General features: G+C 59.5%; 11 protein-coding genes. All 11 read left to right on the top strand.

The window, feature by feature from the left end; genetic code table 11:
• Nucleotides 1-53: 53 nt before the first annotated feature.
• The 11 genes from rplL to rplW all read left to right on the top strand — a co-directional run bounded on the left by rplL (nucleotide 54) and on the right by rplW (nucleotide 15,608).
• On the top strand, nucleotides 54-425 hold the full coding sequence (gene rplL / locus SA190iCDA_RS22455; protein ID WP_027904610.1) for a 50S ribosomal protein L7/L12: 372 nt from the start codon (nucleotides 54-56) through the stop codon (nucleotides 423-425).
• A 220-nt stretch (nucleotides 426-645) separates the two neighbouring features.
• Nucleotides 646-4,719 carry a DNA-directed RNA polymerase subunit beta gene (gene rpoB, locus SA190iCDA_RS22450; protein WP_070887123.1) on the top strand — a complete coding sequence of 1,358 codons (4,074 nt, stop codon included), beginning with the start codon at nucleotides 646-648 and terminating at the stop codon, nucleotides 4,717-4,719.
• A 61-nt stretch (nucleotides 4,720-4,780) separates the two neighbouring features.
• Entirely contained in the window at nucleotides 4,781-8,980 is a 4,200-nt protein-coding gene (gene rpoC / locus SA190iCDA_RS22445) for a DNA-directed RNA polymerase subunit beta' (protein WP_070887124.1), read from the top strand.
• 158 nt (nucleotides 8,981-9,138) lie between these two features.
• A complete protein-coding gene (rpsL, locus tag SA190iCDA_RS22440) occupies nucleotides 9,139-9,510 on the top strand; it encodes a 30S ribosomal protein S12 (protein WP_003186084.1) in 372 nt (123 codons plus the stop codon).
• A gap of 117 nt (nucleotides 9,511-9,627) precedes the next feature.
• Nucleotides 9,628-10,098 carry a 30S ribosomal protein S7 gene (rpsG, locus tag SA190iCDA_RS22435; RefSeq protein WP_010490886.1) on the top strand — a complete coding sequence of 157 codons (471 nt, stop codon included), beginning with the start codon at nucleotides 9,628-9,630 and terminating at the stop codon, nucleotides 10,096-10,098.
• Between the two features lie 30 nt (nucleotides 10,099-10,128).
• Complete coding sequence (gene fusA, locus SA190iCDA_RS22430; protein ID WP_070887125.1) at nucleotides 10,129-12,258, top strand: elongation factor G; 2,130 nt, start codon at nucleotides 10,129-10,131, stop codon at nucleotides 12,256-12,258.
• A gap of 30 nt (nucleotides 12,259-12,288) precedes the next feature.
• Complete coding sequence (gene tuf, locus SA190iCDA_RS22425) at nucleotides 12,289-13,482, top strand: elongation factor Tu (protein WP_070887119.1); 1,194 nt, start codon at nucleotides 12,289-12,291, stop codon at nucleotides 13,480-13,482.
• A 182-nt stretch (nucleotides 13,483-13,664) separates the two neighbouring features.
• Entirely contained in the window at nucleotides 13,665-13,976 is a 312-nt protein-coding gene (rpsJ, locus tag SA190iCDA_RS22420) for a 30S ribosomal protein S10 (protein WP_013789756.1), read from the top strand.
• An 82-nt stretch (nucleotides 13,977-14,058) separates the two neighbouring features.
• Nucleotides 14,059-14,694, top strand: a complete 636-nt coding sequence (gene rplC / locus SA190iCDA_RS22415; protein ID WP_013789757.1) for a 50S ribosomal protein L3 — start codon at nucleotides 14,059-14,061, stop codon at nucleotides 14,692-14,694.
• 12 nt (nucleotides 14,695-14,706) lie between these two features.
• Nucleotides 14,707-15,309, top strand: coding sequence for a 50S ribosomal protein L4 (gene rplD, locus SA190iCDA_RS22410; RefSeq protein ID WP_013789758.1), 603 nt, complete (start codon nucleotides 14,707-14,709; stop codon nucleotides 15,307-15,309).
• A complete protein-coding gene (rplW, locus tag SA190iCDA_RS22405) occupies nucleotides 15,306-15,608 on the top strand; it encodes a 50S ribosomal protein L23 (protein WP_013789759.1) in 303 nt (100 codons plus the stop codon). The genes rplD and rplW overlap by 4 nt, the downstream gene beginning before the upstream one ends.
• Nucleotides 15,609-15,619 lie beyond the last annotated feature (11 nt).

Raw genomic sequence — 15,619 nt, 5'->3', positions numbered from 1 at the left:
TGTTTAATTTGATGGTCGCGTAGGCCGTCACCCCAATACAGGAATTCATAGTCATGTCTCTGACTAACGAGCAAATCATCGAAGCGATCGGCCAGAAATCCGTTATGGAAATCGTCGAGCTGATCAAGGCGATGGAAGAAACCTTCGGTGTTACCGCTGCTGCCGCTGTTGCTGCTGGCCCGGCTGCTGGTGCTGCCGCCGCTGCTGAAGAGCAAACCGAGTTCACCGTTGTCCTGGCTGAAGCCGGCGACAAGAAAGTGAACGTGATCAAGGCCGTTCGCGAACTGACCGGTCTGGGCCTGAAAGAAGCCAAAGCAGTGGTTGACGGCGCTCCTGGCGTGGTCAAAGAAGGCGTGTCGAAAGACGAAGCCGAAGCTGCCAAGAAAGCTCTGGAAGAAGCAGGCGCCAAAGTCGAGCTCAAGTAAGCGACGACCTTGCGTCTACAGCCCGCGCGACTCGCACAAGGCTGACGGCTGGTGGCTCTTGCCACCGGCCTTTTTCCGTTCTAGCTCGGCTGTTCCACAGCCCCGGCCCAGGACGTGAAAGACCCACCAACGAGGTGGCGCAAACCTAGGGTTTGCACGAGTTTCTGGCTGCTCCCGTCGGAGAAGCCAAATAAGCAGGTGACCAAGCTGGGGAACGCTGATGGCTTACTCATACACTGAGAAAAAACGTATCCGCAAGGACTTTAGCAAGTTGCCGGATGTCATGGATGTGCCTTACCTCCTGGCCATCCAGCTGGATTCGTACCGCGAATTCCTGCAGCAAGGCGCGAGCAAGGAACAGTTCCGCGACATCGGCCTGCATGCGGCCTTCAAATCTGTATTCCCGATCATCAGCTACTCCGGCAACGCTGCTCTGGAATACGTCGGTTACCGCCTGGGTGAGCCGGCGTTCGATGTCAAAGAGTGCGTGCTGCGCGGTGTGACCTTCGCAGTGCCGCTGCGCGTGAAAGTGCGCCTGATCATTTTCGACAAAGAATCGTCGAACAAAGCGATCAAGGACATCAAAGAGCAGGAAGTGTACATGGGCGAAATTCCGCTCATGACCGAGAACGGTACCTTCGTCATCAACGGTACCGAGCGTGTAATCGTTTCCCAGCTGCACCGTTCCCCAGGTGTGTTCTTCGACCACGACCGTGGCAAGACGCACAGCTCGGGCAAGCTGCTGTACTCCGCGCGCATCATTCCTTACCGTGGTTCCTGGCTGGACTTCGAGTTCGACCCGAAGGATGCGGTATTCGTGCGTATCGACCGTCGCCGCAAGCTGCCGGCCTCGGTACTGCTGCGCGCGCTGGGCTACAGCACCGAGGAAGTGCTCGACGCCTTCTATACCACCAACGTTTTCCACGTCAAAGGTGAAGGCCTGAGCCTGGAGCTGGTGCCACAGCGCCTGCGCGGTGAGATTGCCAGCCAGGACATCAAGGATGGCAGCGGCAAGGTGATCGTCGAGCAGGGTCGTCGTATTACCGCTCGCCACATCAACCAGCTGGACAAGGCAGGCATCAAGGAGCTGGACGTACCGTTCGACTACCTGATCGGTCGCACCACCGCCAAGGCCATCGTGCACCCGGCCACCGGCGAAATCCTCGCCGAGTGCAACACCGAGCTGTCGGTCGAGCTGCTGGCCAAGATCGCCAAGGCTCAGGTCGTTCGCATCGAGACCCTGTACACCAACGATATCGACTGTGGTCCGTTCATCAGCGACACGCTGAAGATCGACAGCACCACCAACCAGCTCGAAGCGCTGGTCGAGATCTACCGCATGATGCGTCCTGGCGAGCCACCAACCAAGGATGCCGCCGAGACCCTGTTCAACAACCTGTTCTTCAGCGCCGAGCGTTACGACCTGTCCGCCGTTGGCCGCATGAAGTTCAACCGTCGTATCGGTCGTACCGAGATCGAAGGTTCGGGCGTGTTGAGCCGCGAAGATATCGTCGAAGTGCTCAAGACCCTGGTCGACATCCGTAACGGCAAAGGCATCGTCGATGACATCGACCACCTGGGTAACCGCCGTGTACGTTGCGTCGGCGAGATGGCCGAGAACCAGTTCCGCGTTGGCCTGGTGCGCGTCGAGCGTGCGGTCAAGGAACGTCTGTCGATGGCCGAAAGCGAAGGCCTGATGCCGCAGGACCTGATCAACGCCAAGCCGGTTGCGGCGGCGGTGAAGGAGTTCTTCGGTTCCAGCCAGCTCTCGCAGTTCATGGACCAGAACAACCCGCTCTCCGAGATCACCCACAAGCGCCGCGTCTCCGCACTCGGCCCGGGCGGTCTGACCCGTGAGCGCGCCGGCTTCGAAGTCCGTGACGTGCACCCGACCCACTACGGCCGCGTGTGCCCGATCGAAACGCCGGAAGGCCCGAACATCGGTCTGATCAACTCCCTGGCGGCCTACGCCCGCACCAACCAGTACGGCTTCCTGGAAAGCCCGTACCGCGTGGTCAAGGAAGGTCAGGTCACCGACGAGATCGTGTTCCTGTCCGCCATCGAAGAAGCCGACCACGTGATCGCCCAGGCGTCAGCGACCCTGAACGACAAGGGTCAGCTGATCGACGAGCTGGTTGCCGTGCGTCACCTGAACGAGTTCACCGTCAAGGCGCCGGAAGACGTCACCCTGATGGACGTCTCGCCCAAGCAGGTGGTTTCCGTCGCTGCCTCGCTGATCCCGTTCCTCGAGCACGACGATGCCAACCGTGCACTGATGGGCTCGAACATGCAGCGTCAGGCCGTGCCGACCCTGCGTTCGGACAAGCCGCTGGTGGGTACCGGCATGGAGCGCAACGTCGCCCGTGACTCCGGTGTCTGCGTGGTCGCTCGCCGCGGTGGTGTGATCGACTCCGTCGATGCCAGCCGTATCGTGGTGCGTGTTGCCGATGACGAAGTCGAAACCGGTGAAGCCGGTGTGGACATCTACAACCTGACCAAATACACCCGCTCCAACCAGAACACCTGCATCAACCAGCGTCCGCTGGTGCAGAAAGGTGATGTGGTTGCGCGTGGCGACATCATGGCCGACGGCCCGTCCACCGACATGGGTGAACTGGCGCTGGGTCAGAACATGCGCGTCGCGTTCATGCCGTGGAACGGTTACAACTTCGAAGACTCCATCCTGCTCTCCGAGCGCGTGGTTCAGGAAGACCGCTTCACCACGATCCACATCCAGGAACTGACCTGTGTGGCCCGTGACACCAAGCTCGGCCCAGAGGAAATCTCTGCGGACATCCCGAACGTCGGTGAGGCTGCACTGAACAAGCTCGACGAAGCCGGTATCGTCTACGTCGGCGCCGAAGTCGGCCCGGGCGACATTCTGGTCGGCAAGGTCACCCCGAAAGGCGAGACCCAGCTGACCCCGGAAGAGAAGCTGCTGCGCGCGATCTTCGGTGAGAAGGCCAGCGACGTTAAGGACACTTCCCTGCGCGTGCCGACCGGCACCAAGGGTACCGTCATCGACGTCCAGGTCTTCACCCGTGACGGCGTGGAGCGCGATGCGCGCGCCCTGTCGATCGAGAAGAGCCAGCTGGACGAGATCCGCAAGGACCTGAACGAAGAGTTCCGCATCGTCGAAGGCGCGACCTTCGAGCGTCTGCGCGCTGCCCTGGTCGGCAAGGTCGCCGAAGGCGGCGCTGGCCTGAAGAAAGGTGCCGAGATCACTGACGAAGTGCTCGACGGCCTGGAGCGTGGCCAGTGGTTCAAGCTGCGCATGGCGGACGATGCCCTGAACGAGCAGTTGGAAAAGGCCCAGGCCTACATTTCCGACCGCCGTCAGCTGCTCGACGACAAGTTCGAAGACAAGAAGCGCAAGCTGCAGCAGGGCGATGACCTGGCACCGGGCGTCCTGAAGATCGTCAAGGTCTACCTGGCCATCCGCCGTCGCATCCAGCCGGGTGACAAGATGGCCGGTCGTCACGGTAACAAGGGTGTGGTCTCGGTGATCATGCCGGTCGAAGACATGCCCCACGATGCCAATGGCACGCCGGTGGACATCGTCCTCAACCCGCTGGGCGTACCGTCGCGTATGAACGTCGGTCAGATCCTCGAAACCCACCTGGGCCTGGCGGCCAAGGGCCTGGGCGAGAAGATCAACCTGATGCTCGAAGAGCAGCGCAAGATCGCTGAACTGCGCGGCTTCCTGAACGAGATCTACAACGAGATCGGTGGTCGTCAGGAAAACCTCGACGAGCTGAGCGACCAGGAAGTGCTGGCTCTGGCCAACAACCTGCGCAAGGGCGTTCCGATGGCCACGCCGGTGTTCGACGGTGCCAAGGAAAGCGAAATCAAGGCCATGCTGAAGCTGGCCGATCTGCCGGAGAGCGGCCAGATGCGCCTGATCGACGGCCGTACCGGCAACCAGTTCGAGCGCCCGACCACGGTCGGTTACATGTACATGCTGAAACTGAACCACCTGGTGGACGACAAGATGCACGCGCGTTCCACGGGTTCCTACAGTCTGGTTACCCAGCAGCCGCTGGGTGGTAAGGCGCAGTTCGGTGGTCAGCGCTTCGGGGAGATGGAGGTCTGGGCGCTGGAAGCCTACGGCGCCGCCTACACCCTGCAGGAGATGTTGACCGTCAAGTCGGACGACGTGAACGGCCGTACCAAGATGTACAAGAACATCGTGGATGGCGATCACCGCATGGAGCCGGGCATGCCCGAGTCCTTCAACGTGTTGATCAAAGAGATCCGTTCGCTCGGTATCGACATCGATCTGGAAACCGAATAACACGACGTGAATCGGCAGCGGGGCGTCAATCCCGCTGCCTGCTCCGCCAGGAGGAAAGGCCTTGAAAGACCTACTGAATTTGCTGAAAAACCAGGGTCAAGTCGAAGAGTTCGATGCCATTCGCATCGGCCTCGCTTCGCCTGAGATGATCCGTTCGTGGTCGTTCGGTGAAGTAAAAAAACCGGAAACCATCAACTACCGTACGTTCAAGCCCGAGCGTGACGGCCTGTTCTGCGCCAAGATCTTTGGCCCGGTCAAGGATTACGAGTGCCTGTGCGGCAAGTACAAGCGCCTCAAGCACCGCGGTGTGATCTGTGAGAAGTGCGGCGTTGAAGTCGCCCTGGCCAAGGTTCGTCGTGAGCGCATGGCGCACATCGAACTGGCCTCTCCGGTTGCCCACATCTGGTTCCTGAAGTCCCTGCCGAGCCGTATCGGCCTGCTGATGGACATGACCCTGCGTGACATCGAGCGCGTGCTCTATTTCGAGAGCTACGTGGTGATCGATCCGGGCATGACCACCCTCGAGAAGGGTCAGCTGCTCAACGACGAGCAGTACTTCGAAGCGCTGGAAGAGTTCGGTGACGACTTCGACGCCCGCATGGGTGCCGAGGCCGTTCGCGAGCTGCTGCACGCTATCGACCTGGAGCACGAGATCGGCCGCCTGCGCGAAGAGATTCCGCAGACCAACTCGGAAACCAAGATCAAGAAGCTGTCCAAGCGTCTGAAGTTGATGGAAGCCTTCCAGGGCTCCGGCAACCTGCCAGAGTGGATGGTGCTGACCGTGCTGCCGGTTCTGCCACCAGACCTGCGTCCGCTGGTTCCGCTGGACGGCGGCCGTTTCGCCACCTCCGACCTGAACGACCTGTACCGCCGCGTCATCAACCGTAACAACCGTCTCAAGCGCCTGCTCGATCTGTCCGCTCCGGACATCATCGTGCGCAACGAGAAGCGCATGCTGCAGGAGGCGGTCGACGCCCTGCTCGACAACGGTCGTCGCGGTCGCGCCATCACCGGTTCGAACAAGCGTCCTCTGAAATCCCTGGCCGACATGATCAAGGGTAAGCAGGGTCGTTTCCGTCAGAACCTGCTCGGCAAGCGCGTCGACTACTCGGGCCGTTCGGTAATTACCGTAGGCCCGGCCCTGCGCCTGCACCAGTGCGGTCTGCCGAAGAAGATGGCTCTCGAGCTGTTCAAGCCGTTCATTTTCGGCAAGCTGGAAATGCGTGGTCTGGCGACCACCATCAAGGCCGCCAAGAAGATGGTCGAGCGCGAGCTGCCGGAAGTGTGGGACGTTCTCGCCGAAGTGATTCGCGAACACCCCGTACTGCTCAACCGTGCACCGACGCTGCACCGTCTGGGCATCCAGGCGTTCGAGCCGGTTCTGATCGAAGGTAAGGCGATCCAGCTGCACCCGCTGGTCTGCGCCGCTTACAACGCCGACTTCGACGGTGACCAGATGGCCGTTCACGTGCCGCTGACGCTGGAAGCCCAGCTCGAAGCGCGCGCGCTGATGATGTCGACCAACAACATCCTGTCGCCCGCCAACGGTGAGCCGATCATCGTGCCGTCCCAGGACGTGGTACTGGGTCTGTACTACATGACCCGGGAAGCCATCAACGCCAAGGGCGAAGGTCGCGTGTTCGCCGACCTGCAGGAAGTCGACCGGGTATTCCGCGCCGGCGAGGCCTCGCTGCACGCCAAGGTCAAGGTGCGCATCAACGAGACCGTCAAGCAGAAGGACGGCAGCCTGGTCAAGAACACCCGTATCGTCGACACCACCGTCGGCCGTGCGCTGCTGTTCCAGGTGGTTCCGGCCGGCCTGTCGTTCGACGTGGTCAACCAGTCGATGAAGAAGAAGGCGATCTCCCGTCTGATCAACCAGTGCTACCGCACCGTGGGTCTGAAGGACACCGTCATCTTCGCCGACCAGCTGATGTACACCGGTTTCGCCTACTCGACCATCTCCGGTGTGTCGATCGGCGTGAACGACTTCGTCATCCCGGATGAGAAGGCGCGCATCATCGACGCCGCCACCGAGGAAGTGAAGGAAATCGAATCGCAGTACGCCTCCGGCCTGGTTACCCAGGGCGAGAAGTACAACAAGGTGATCGACCTCTGGTCGAAGGCCAACGACGAAGTCTCCAAGGCGATGATGGCCAACCTCTCGAAAGAGAAGGTCATCGACCGCGACGGTAACGAAGTCGACCAGGAGTCCTTCAACTCCATGTACATGATGGCCGACTCCGGTGCGCGTGGTTCCGCTGCGCAGATCCGTCAGCTGGCCGGTATGCGTGGTCTGATGGCCAAGCCGGACGGCTCGATCATCGAGACGCCGATCACCGCGAACTTCCGTGAAGGCCTGTCGGTACTGCAGTACTTCATCTCCACCCACGGTGCGCGTAAAGGTCTGGCGGATACCGCGCTGAAGACCGCGAACTCCGGTTACCTGACCCGTCGTCTGGTCGACGTGGCCCAGGATCTGGTGGTGACCGAGATCGACTGCGGCACCGACCAGGGTCTGCACATGACTCCGCACATCGAAGGCGGCGACGTGGTCGAGCCGCTGGGTGAGCGCGTACTGGGCCGTGTCATTGCCCGTGACGTGTTCAAGCCGGGCACCGAGGACGTCATCGTTCCGGCCGGTACCCTGGTCGACGAGCAGTGGGTCGAGTTCATCGAGCTGAACAGCATCGACGAAGTGGTCGTGCGTTCGCCGATCAGCTGTGAAACCCGCTACGGCATCTGCGCCAAGTGCTACGGTCGCGACCTGGCCCGTGGTCACCAGATCAACATCGGTGAAGCCGTCGGCGTTATCGCGGCCCAGTCGATCGGTGAGCCGGGTACCCAGCTGACCATGCGTACCTTCCACATCGGTGGTGCCGCCAGCCGTACTTCGGCTGCCGACAGCGTCCAGGTGAAGAACGGTGGTGCGATTCGTCTGCACAACCTCAAGCACGTCGAGCGTCTGGACGGCAACCTGATCGCGGTATCGCGCTCCGGTGAGCTGGCCGTTGCCGACGAGTTCGGTCGCGAGCGCGAGCGCTACAAGCTGCCGTACGGTGCGGTCATTTCCGTGAAGGAAGGTGACAAGGTCGAAGCCGGCGCCATCGTCGCCAAGTGGGACCCGCACACCCACCCGATCGTGACCGAAATGAAGGGTACCGTGACCTTCGTCGGCATGGAGGAGGGCATCACCATCAAGCGTCAGACCGACGAACTGACCGGTCTGACCAACATCGAGGTTCTCGATCCGAAGGATCGTCCGGCTGCTGGCAAGGACATTCGTCCGGCCATCAAGATGGTCGACGCCAACGGCAAGGAACTGCTGCTGCCGGGTACCGACGTTCCCGCCCAGTACTTCCTGCCTGCCAACGCCCTGGTCGGCGTGGCGGACGGTGCGCAGATCGCGGTCGGTGACGTTATCGCCCGTATCCCGCAGGAAACCTCGAAGACCCGTGACATCACCGGTGGTCTGCCGCGCGTTGCCGACCTGTTCGAAGCCCGTCGTCCGAAGGAAGCTTCGATCCTGGCGGAAATCAGCGGCACCATCTCGTTCGGCAAGGAGACCAAGGGCAAGCGCCGTCTGGTCATCACCCCGACCGATGGCAGCGATCCGTACGAAGAGCTGATCCCGAAATGGCGTCACCTCAACGTGTTCGAAGGCGAGCAGGTCAACAAGGGTGAAGTCATCTCCGACGGCCCGAGCGATCCCCACGACATCCTGCGTCTGCTGGGCGTCAGCGCGCTGGCCAAGTACATCGTCAACGAGATCCAGGACGTCTACCGTCTGCAGGGCGTGAAGATCAACGACAAGCACATCGAGACCATCCTGCGTCAGATGCTGCGCAAGGTCGAGATCAGCGAAGCCGGCGACTCCAGCTTCATCAAGGGCGACCAGATGGAGCTGACTCAGGTACTGGGCGAGAACGAGCGCCTGGTCGAAGAGGACAAGTTCGTGGCCAAGTACACCCGCGTACTGCTGGGTATCACCAAGGCGTCGCTGTCCACCGAGTCGTTCATCTCGGCGGCATCCTTCCAGGAAACCACCCGCGTCCTTACCGAAGCGGCGGTCACTGGCAAGCGCGACTTCCTGCGTGGCCTGAAGGAGAACGTGGTCGTGGGTCGTCTGATCCCAGCGGGTACCGGTCTGGCTTATCACAGCGAGCGCAAGCGCAAGCGTGATGCCGAGAAGCCGATGCGTGTCAGCGCCAGCGAAGTGGAAGCAGCGCTGACCGAAGCGCTGAACTCCAGCGAAAATTGAGAGCGCGACCCGGCTGCCTGGCGGCCGGGTCACGTATCTTGACTGGGGTGACGAGTCTCTTTAGACTCATGCACCCCTAAATATGGCAGGGCTTCAGCCCTGCCATTTATTTATGGTGTAAATAAATAGCGTCGAAAGACGGACAGTGGAGCTAGTAGATGGCAACTATCAACCAGCTGGTGCGTCAGCCGCGCAAGCGTATCGTCGAGAAATCCGACGTACCTGCGCTGCAGAACTGCCCCCAGCGTCGTGGCGTGTGCACTCGCGTGTATACCACCACGCCGAAAAAACCTAACTCGGCACTGCGTAAAGTTTGCCGTGTACGCCTGACCAACGGTTTCGAGGTTTCCTCGTACATCGGCGGTGAAGGCCACAACCTGCAAGAGCACAGCGTCGTGCTGATCCGTGGCGGTCGTGTAAAAGACTTGCCAGGTGTGCGTTACCACACCGTTCGCGGCTCGCTGGACACCTCCGGTGTCAAAGGCCGTAACCAGGGTCGTTCGAAGTACGGTACCAAGCGTCCGAAGTGATCGGCCGTCGGTACTGAATGCAGTTTCTAATTTTATTGAGTCGATAAGAGTAAGGTCGGGCGTAACCAGATGGTTGCAGTTCCGGGCTAACCTGAAGACCGTTTGAGGGCTTATCAAATGCCAAGACGTCGTGTAGCAGCCAAGCGCGAAGTGCTTGACGATCCAAAATACGGAAGCCAAATCCTGGCCAAGTTCATGAACCACGTGATGGAAAGCGGCAAGAAAGCCGTTGCCGAGCGTATCGTTTATGGTGCCCTGGACAAGGTTAAAGAGCGTAAGAACAGCGATCCCCTGGAAATCTTCGAGAAAGCTCTCGACGCCATCGCTCCGCTGGTCGAAGTGAAGTCGCGCCGTGTAGGCGGTGCTACTTACCAGGTTCCGGTCGAAGTTCGTCCGTCCCGTCGTAACGCTCTGGCCATGCGCTGGCTGGTGGATTTCGCCCGTAAGCGTGGCGAGAAGTCCATGGCACTGCGTTTGGCTGGTGAACTGCTGGACGCCGCCGAAGGCAAAGGCGCCGCAGTCAAGAAGCGTGAAGACGTGCACCGTATGGCCGAGGCCAACAAAGCGTTCTCGCACTACCGTTTCTAAATCCGGCATCACTCAATTTGCGAGGGCTTTATGGCTCGTAATACAGCAATTAACCGCTACCGTAACATTGGTATTTGCGCGCACGTCGATGCGGGCAAGACCACGACTACCGAGCGGATCCTGTTCTACACAGGTCTCAGCCACAAAATGGGTGAGGTGCATGACGGTGCAGCCACTACCGACTGGATGGTGCAGGAGCAGGAGCGCGGTATCACCATTACCTCCGCTGCCGTTACCACCTTCTGGAAGGGTTCCCGTGGTCAGTACGACAACTACCGCGTAAACGTCATCGATACCCCCGGCCACGTTGACTTCACCATTGAAGTAGAGCGTTCGCTGCGCGTACTCGACGGCGCCGTCGTGGTGTTCTGTGGTACTTCGGGCGTTGAGCCGCAGTCGGAAACCGTATGGCGTCAGGCCAACAAGTACGGCGTACCGCGCGTTGTCTACGTCAACAAGATGGACCGTGCGGGTGCCAACTTCCTGCGCGTCGTCGGTCAGATCAAGAACCGTCTGGGCCACACTCCGGTGCCGATCCAGCTGGCCATTGGTGCAGAAGAGAACTTCGAAGGTCAGGTCGACCTGATCAAGATGAAGGCCATCTACTGGAACGATGACGACAAGGGCACCACCTACCGCGAGGAAGAGATTCCGGCGGAAATGCTCGAGCTGGCCAACGAGTGGCGCAGCAACATGGTCGAAGCCGCTGCCGAAGCCAACGAAGAACTGATGAACAAGTACCTCGAAGAGGGCGAGCTCTCCGCCGAGGAGATCAAAGCCGGTCTGCGCCTGCGCACCCTGGCCAGCGAAATCGTTCCGGCCGTCTGTGGTTCCTCGTTCAAGAACAAGGGCGTTCCCCTGGTTCTCGATGCGGTCATCGACTTCCTGCCTGCTCCTACCGAAATCCCGGCGATCAAGGGTATCCACCCTGATCTGATCGAGAAGCCGAAGGAAGAGCTGGTCGACACCGACTACGACGAGCGTCACGCTTCCGACGACGAGCCGTTCTCGGCTCTGGCGTTCAAGATCGCGACCGACCCGTTCGTGGGTACCCTGACCTTCGTGCGCGTTTACTCGGGCTTCCTGACCTCCGGTGACTCCGTCATTAACTCGGTCAAGGGCAAGAAAGAGCGCGTTGGTCGTATGGTGCAGATGCACGCCAACCAGCGTGAAGAGATCAAGGAAGTGCGCGCTGGCGACATCGCTGCACTGATCGGCATGAAGGACGTCACCACCGGTGACACCCTGTGCAACGCCGACAAGCCAATCATCCTCGAGCGTATGGACTTCCCGGAGCCGGTTATCTCGGTAGCCGTCGAGCCGAAGACCAAGGCTGACCAGGAGAAGATGGGTATCGCGCTGGGCAAGCTCGCTCAGGAAGACCCGTCGTTCCGCGTCAAGACCGACGAAGAGACTGGCCAGACCATCATCTCCGGTATGGGCGAGTTGCACCTGGACATCCTCGTTGACCGCATGAAGCGCGAATTCAACGTCGAAGCCAACATCGGCAAGCCGCAGGTTTCCTACCGCGAGAAGATCACCAAGAACTGCGAAATCGAAGGCAAGTTCGTTCGTCAGTCCGGTGGTCGTGGTCAGTTCGGCCACTGCTGGATTCGCTTCGCGCCGGCAGACGAAGGTCAGGAAGGTCTGGTATTCGTCAACGAAGTCGTGGGCGGTGTGGTTCCGAAGGAATACATCCCGGCCATCCAGAAGGGTATCGAAGAGCAGATGAAGAACGGCGTCGTTGCCGGCTATCCGCTGATCGGCCTGAAGGCGACCGTGTTTGACGGTTCCTACCATGACGTCGACTCCAACGAGATGGCGTTCAAGGTGGCAGCTTCCATGGCGACCAAGCAGCTGGCCCAGAAGGGCGGCGGTGTTGTGCTTGAGCCGATCATGAAAGTAGAAGTGGTAACCCCTGAGGACTACATGGGTGACGTGATGGGTGACCTGAACCGTCGTCGTGGTCTGATCCAGGGTATGGAAGACTCGGTTTCCGGTAAGGTTATCCGTGCCGAGGTTCCGCTGGGTGAGATGTTCGGTTACGCAACCGACGTTCGCTCCATGTCCCAGGGTCGCGCAAGCTACTCCATGGAATTCTCCAAGTACTCCGAGGCTCCGGCGAACATCGTCGAAGCTCTGGTTAAAAAACAAGGCTGATTCAGCCCTTTAGGCAAGAGGTTCACTGTCGTGGCTAAAGAAAAATTCGAACGTAACAAACCGCACGTCAACGTTGGCACCATCGGTCACGTTGACCATGGCAAAACCACTCTGACCGCTGCTCTGACTCGCGTCTGCTCCGAAGTTTTCGGTTCGGCCAAGGTCGACTTCGACAAGATCGATAGCGCTCCGGAAGAGAAGGCTCGTGGTATCACCATCAACACTGCACACGTAGAGTACGATTCGTCCGTACGTCACTACGCGCACGTTGACTGCCCGGGTCACGCTGACTACGTCAAGAACATGATTACCGGTGCTGCCCAGATGGACGGCGCGATCCTGGTTTGCTCGGCCGCCGATGGTCCGATGCCGCAGACCCGTGAGCACATCCTGCTGTCCCGTCAGGTAGGCGTTCCGTACATCGTTGTCTTCCTGAACAAGGCTGACATGGTTGACGACGCTGAGCTGCTGGAACTGGTCGAGATGGAAGTTCGCGATCTGCTGAGCACCTACGACTTCCCGGGCGACGACACCCCGATCATCATCGGTTCGGCGCTGATGGCTCTGAACGGCCAGGACGACAACGGCATGGGTACCACTGCGGTGAAGACCCTGGTGGAGACTCTGGACAGCTACATTCCAGAGCCGGTTCGTGCTATCGATCGTCCGTTCCTGATGCCGATCGAGGACGTGTTCTCGATCTCCGGCCGCGGTACTGTAGTTACCGGTCGTGTAGAGCGCGGTATCGTCAAGATCCAGGAAGAAATCGAGATCGTTGGTCTGCGTGCTACCACCAAGACCACCTGCACCGGTGTCGAGATGTTCCGCAAGCTGCTCGACGAAGGTCGTGCTGGTGAGAACTGTGGCGTTCTGCTGCGCGGCACCAAGCGTGACGACGTAGAGCGTGGTCAGGTTCTGGCCAAGCCGGGCACCATCAAGCCGCACACCAAGTTCGAAGCTGAAGTGTACGTTCTGTCCAAGGAAGAGGGTGGTCGTCACACCCCGTTCTTCAAGGGCTACCGTCCGCAGTTCTACTTCCGTACCACTGACGTGACCGGTTCGTGCGAACTGCCGGAAGGCGTTGAGATGGTAATGCCGGGCGACAACATCAAGATGGTTGTCACCCTGATCAAGCCGATCGCCATGGAAGACGGCCTGCGCTTCGCGATTCGCGAAGGTGGTCGTACCGTTGGTGCTGGCGTGGTTGCCAAGATCGTCGAGTAATCGACTGGTCTGATCCACAAGAGCCCCCGCCTAGCGGGGGCTTTTTTATGGGCGCAAGATATCTGCTGGTTATTTTCTAACCGGGTTGACACCCCCAGGGGGCGTCTATAGAATCACGCCTCCTTTTAACGGGCGTATTGCGTCCGTTGACTGGGAATCGCAGCTTGGAATCTGAGGTCAAAATGCAAAACCAACAAATCCGTATACGGTTGAAGGCTTTTGACCATCGCCTGATCGATCAATCAACCCAGGAAATCGTGGAAACCGCGAAACGTACTGGTGCTCAGGTGCGTGGTCCGATTCCTCTGCCAACTCGCAAAGAGCGGTTCACCGTTCTGACTTCGCCACACGTCAACAAAGACGCTCGCGATCAGTACGAAATCCGCACTCATAAGCGCGTACTGGACATCGTCCAGCCAACGGATAAAACCGTTGATGCTCTTATGAAGCTCGATCTTGCGGCTGGCGTGGAAGTGCAGATCAGCCTCGGCTAAAACCTGGCGGTTTTAGTCGTGTAACGCTCTGAAATGGGCGGCCATAGCGGGTGAAAGCCCCGTACACTCATGAGGTTACAACATGACTATTGGTGTAGTCGGTCGTAAGTGCGGCATGACCCGCATTTTCACCGAAGAAGGTGTCTCCATTCCGGTCACGGTCATTGAGATCGAGCCGAATCGCGTCACCCAGTTCAAAACTGAGGAGTCCGATGGCTATCGTGCAGTGCAAGTCACTGTCGGCGAGCGTCGCGTTTCTCGTGTCAGCAAGGCTCAAGCCGGTCACTTCGCCAAGGCGAACGTCGCGGCAGGTCGTACCGTTCTGGAATTCCGTCTTGAAGAAGGCGACTACCAGGCTGGCGATCTGATCAACGCTGAAATCTTCCAAGCTGGTCAACTGGTCGACGTGACCGGTCAGTCCAAAGGTAAAGGCTTCGCCGGTACCATCAAGCGTTGGAACTTCCGCGGCCAAGACAATACCCACGGTAACTCCGTGTCCCACCGCGTTCCGGGTTCGATTGGCCAGTGCCAGACGCCGGGCCGTGTATTCAAGGGCAAGAAAATGTCCGGTCACATGGGTGCTGAGCGCGTGACTGTGCAGTCCCTGGAAGTAGTGCGCGTGGATGCTGAACGCAACCTGCTGCTGGTCAAGGGTGCCGTTCCCGGCGCTACTGGCGGCAACCTGGTTGTGCGTCCGGCTGCCAAGGCTCGCGGTTAAGGGGAAGCTGACATGCAATTAAATGTAAATGGCGCTCAAGCGATCGAAGTCTCCGATGCGACTTTCGGTGGCGACTACAACGAGACCCTGGTTCACCAAGCTGTCGTCGCCTACATGGCTGGCGGCCGTCAGGGCAGCAAGCAGCAGAAGACACGTTCCGACGTTTCCGGTGGCGGTAAGCGCCCGTGGCGTCAGAAGGGTACTGGCCGTGCGCGTGCCGGTACTTCCCGTGGTCCGATCTGGCGTGGCGGTGGTGTGACCTTCGCAGCACGTCCGCAGAACCATGATCAGAAGCTGAACAAGAAGATGTATCGCGCTGCGATCCGTTCGATTCTTGCTGAGCTGGTCCGTAGCGACCGTCTGGTAGTGGTGGAAGACTTCGCTGTCGAAGCTCCGAAAACCAAAGAGCTGCTGGGCAAGCTGAATGGTCTGGGTCTGAGCGACGTTCTGATCGTCTCCGACGCCGTAGATCAAAATCTGTACCTGGCTGCTCGCAACCTGCCACACGTCGACGTTCGTGACGTGCAGGGTTCCGATCCGGTCAGTCTGATCGCGTATGAAAAGGTACTGGTTACCGTTTCTGCCGTGAAGAAATTCGAGGAGCTGCTGGGATGAACCAGGAACGCGTATTCAAAGTGCTGCTTGGCCCGCACATCTCCGAGAAGGCCACGACTCTGGCAGACAAGAAAAGCCAGTTCGTTTTCAAAGTTGCGACTGACGCAACCAAGCTGGAAATCAAGAAGGCCGTCGAAAGCCTGTTCAGCGTGAAGGTTCAGCATGTCACTACCCAGAACGTTCTGGGCAAGAGCAAGCGCACCGCTCGCGGTCTGGGCAAGCGTAACGACTGGAAGAAGGCGATCATCTCCCTTCAGCCAGGCCAGGATCTCGATTTCGCCACCAGCAGTGCTGAGTAAGGAAGGGGTGC

Origin of the sequence: Pseudomonas argentinensis (assembly GCF_001839655.2) — a bacterium.
Taxonomy (GTDB): domain Bacteria; phylum Pseudomonadota; class Gammaproteobacteria; order Pseudomonadales; family Pseudomonadaceae; genus Aquipseudomonas; species Aquipseudomonas argentinensis_B.
Note: the sequence above shows the minus strand (reverse complement) of the source record. Positions and strands in the feature narration are given on the sequence as shown.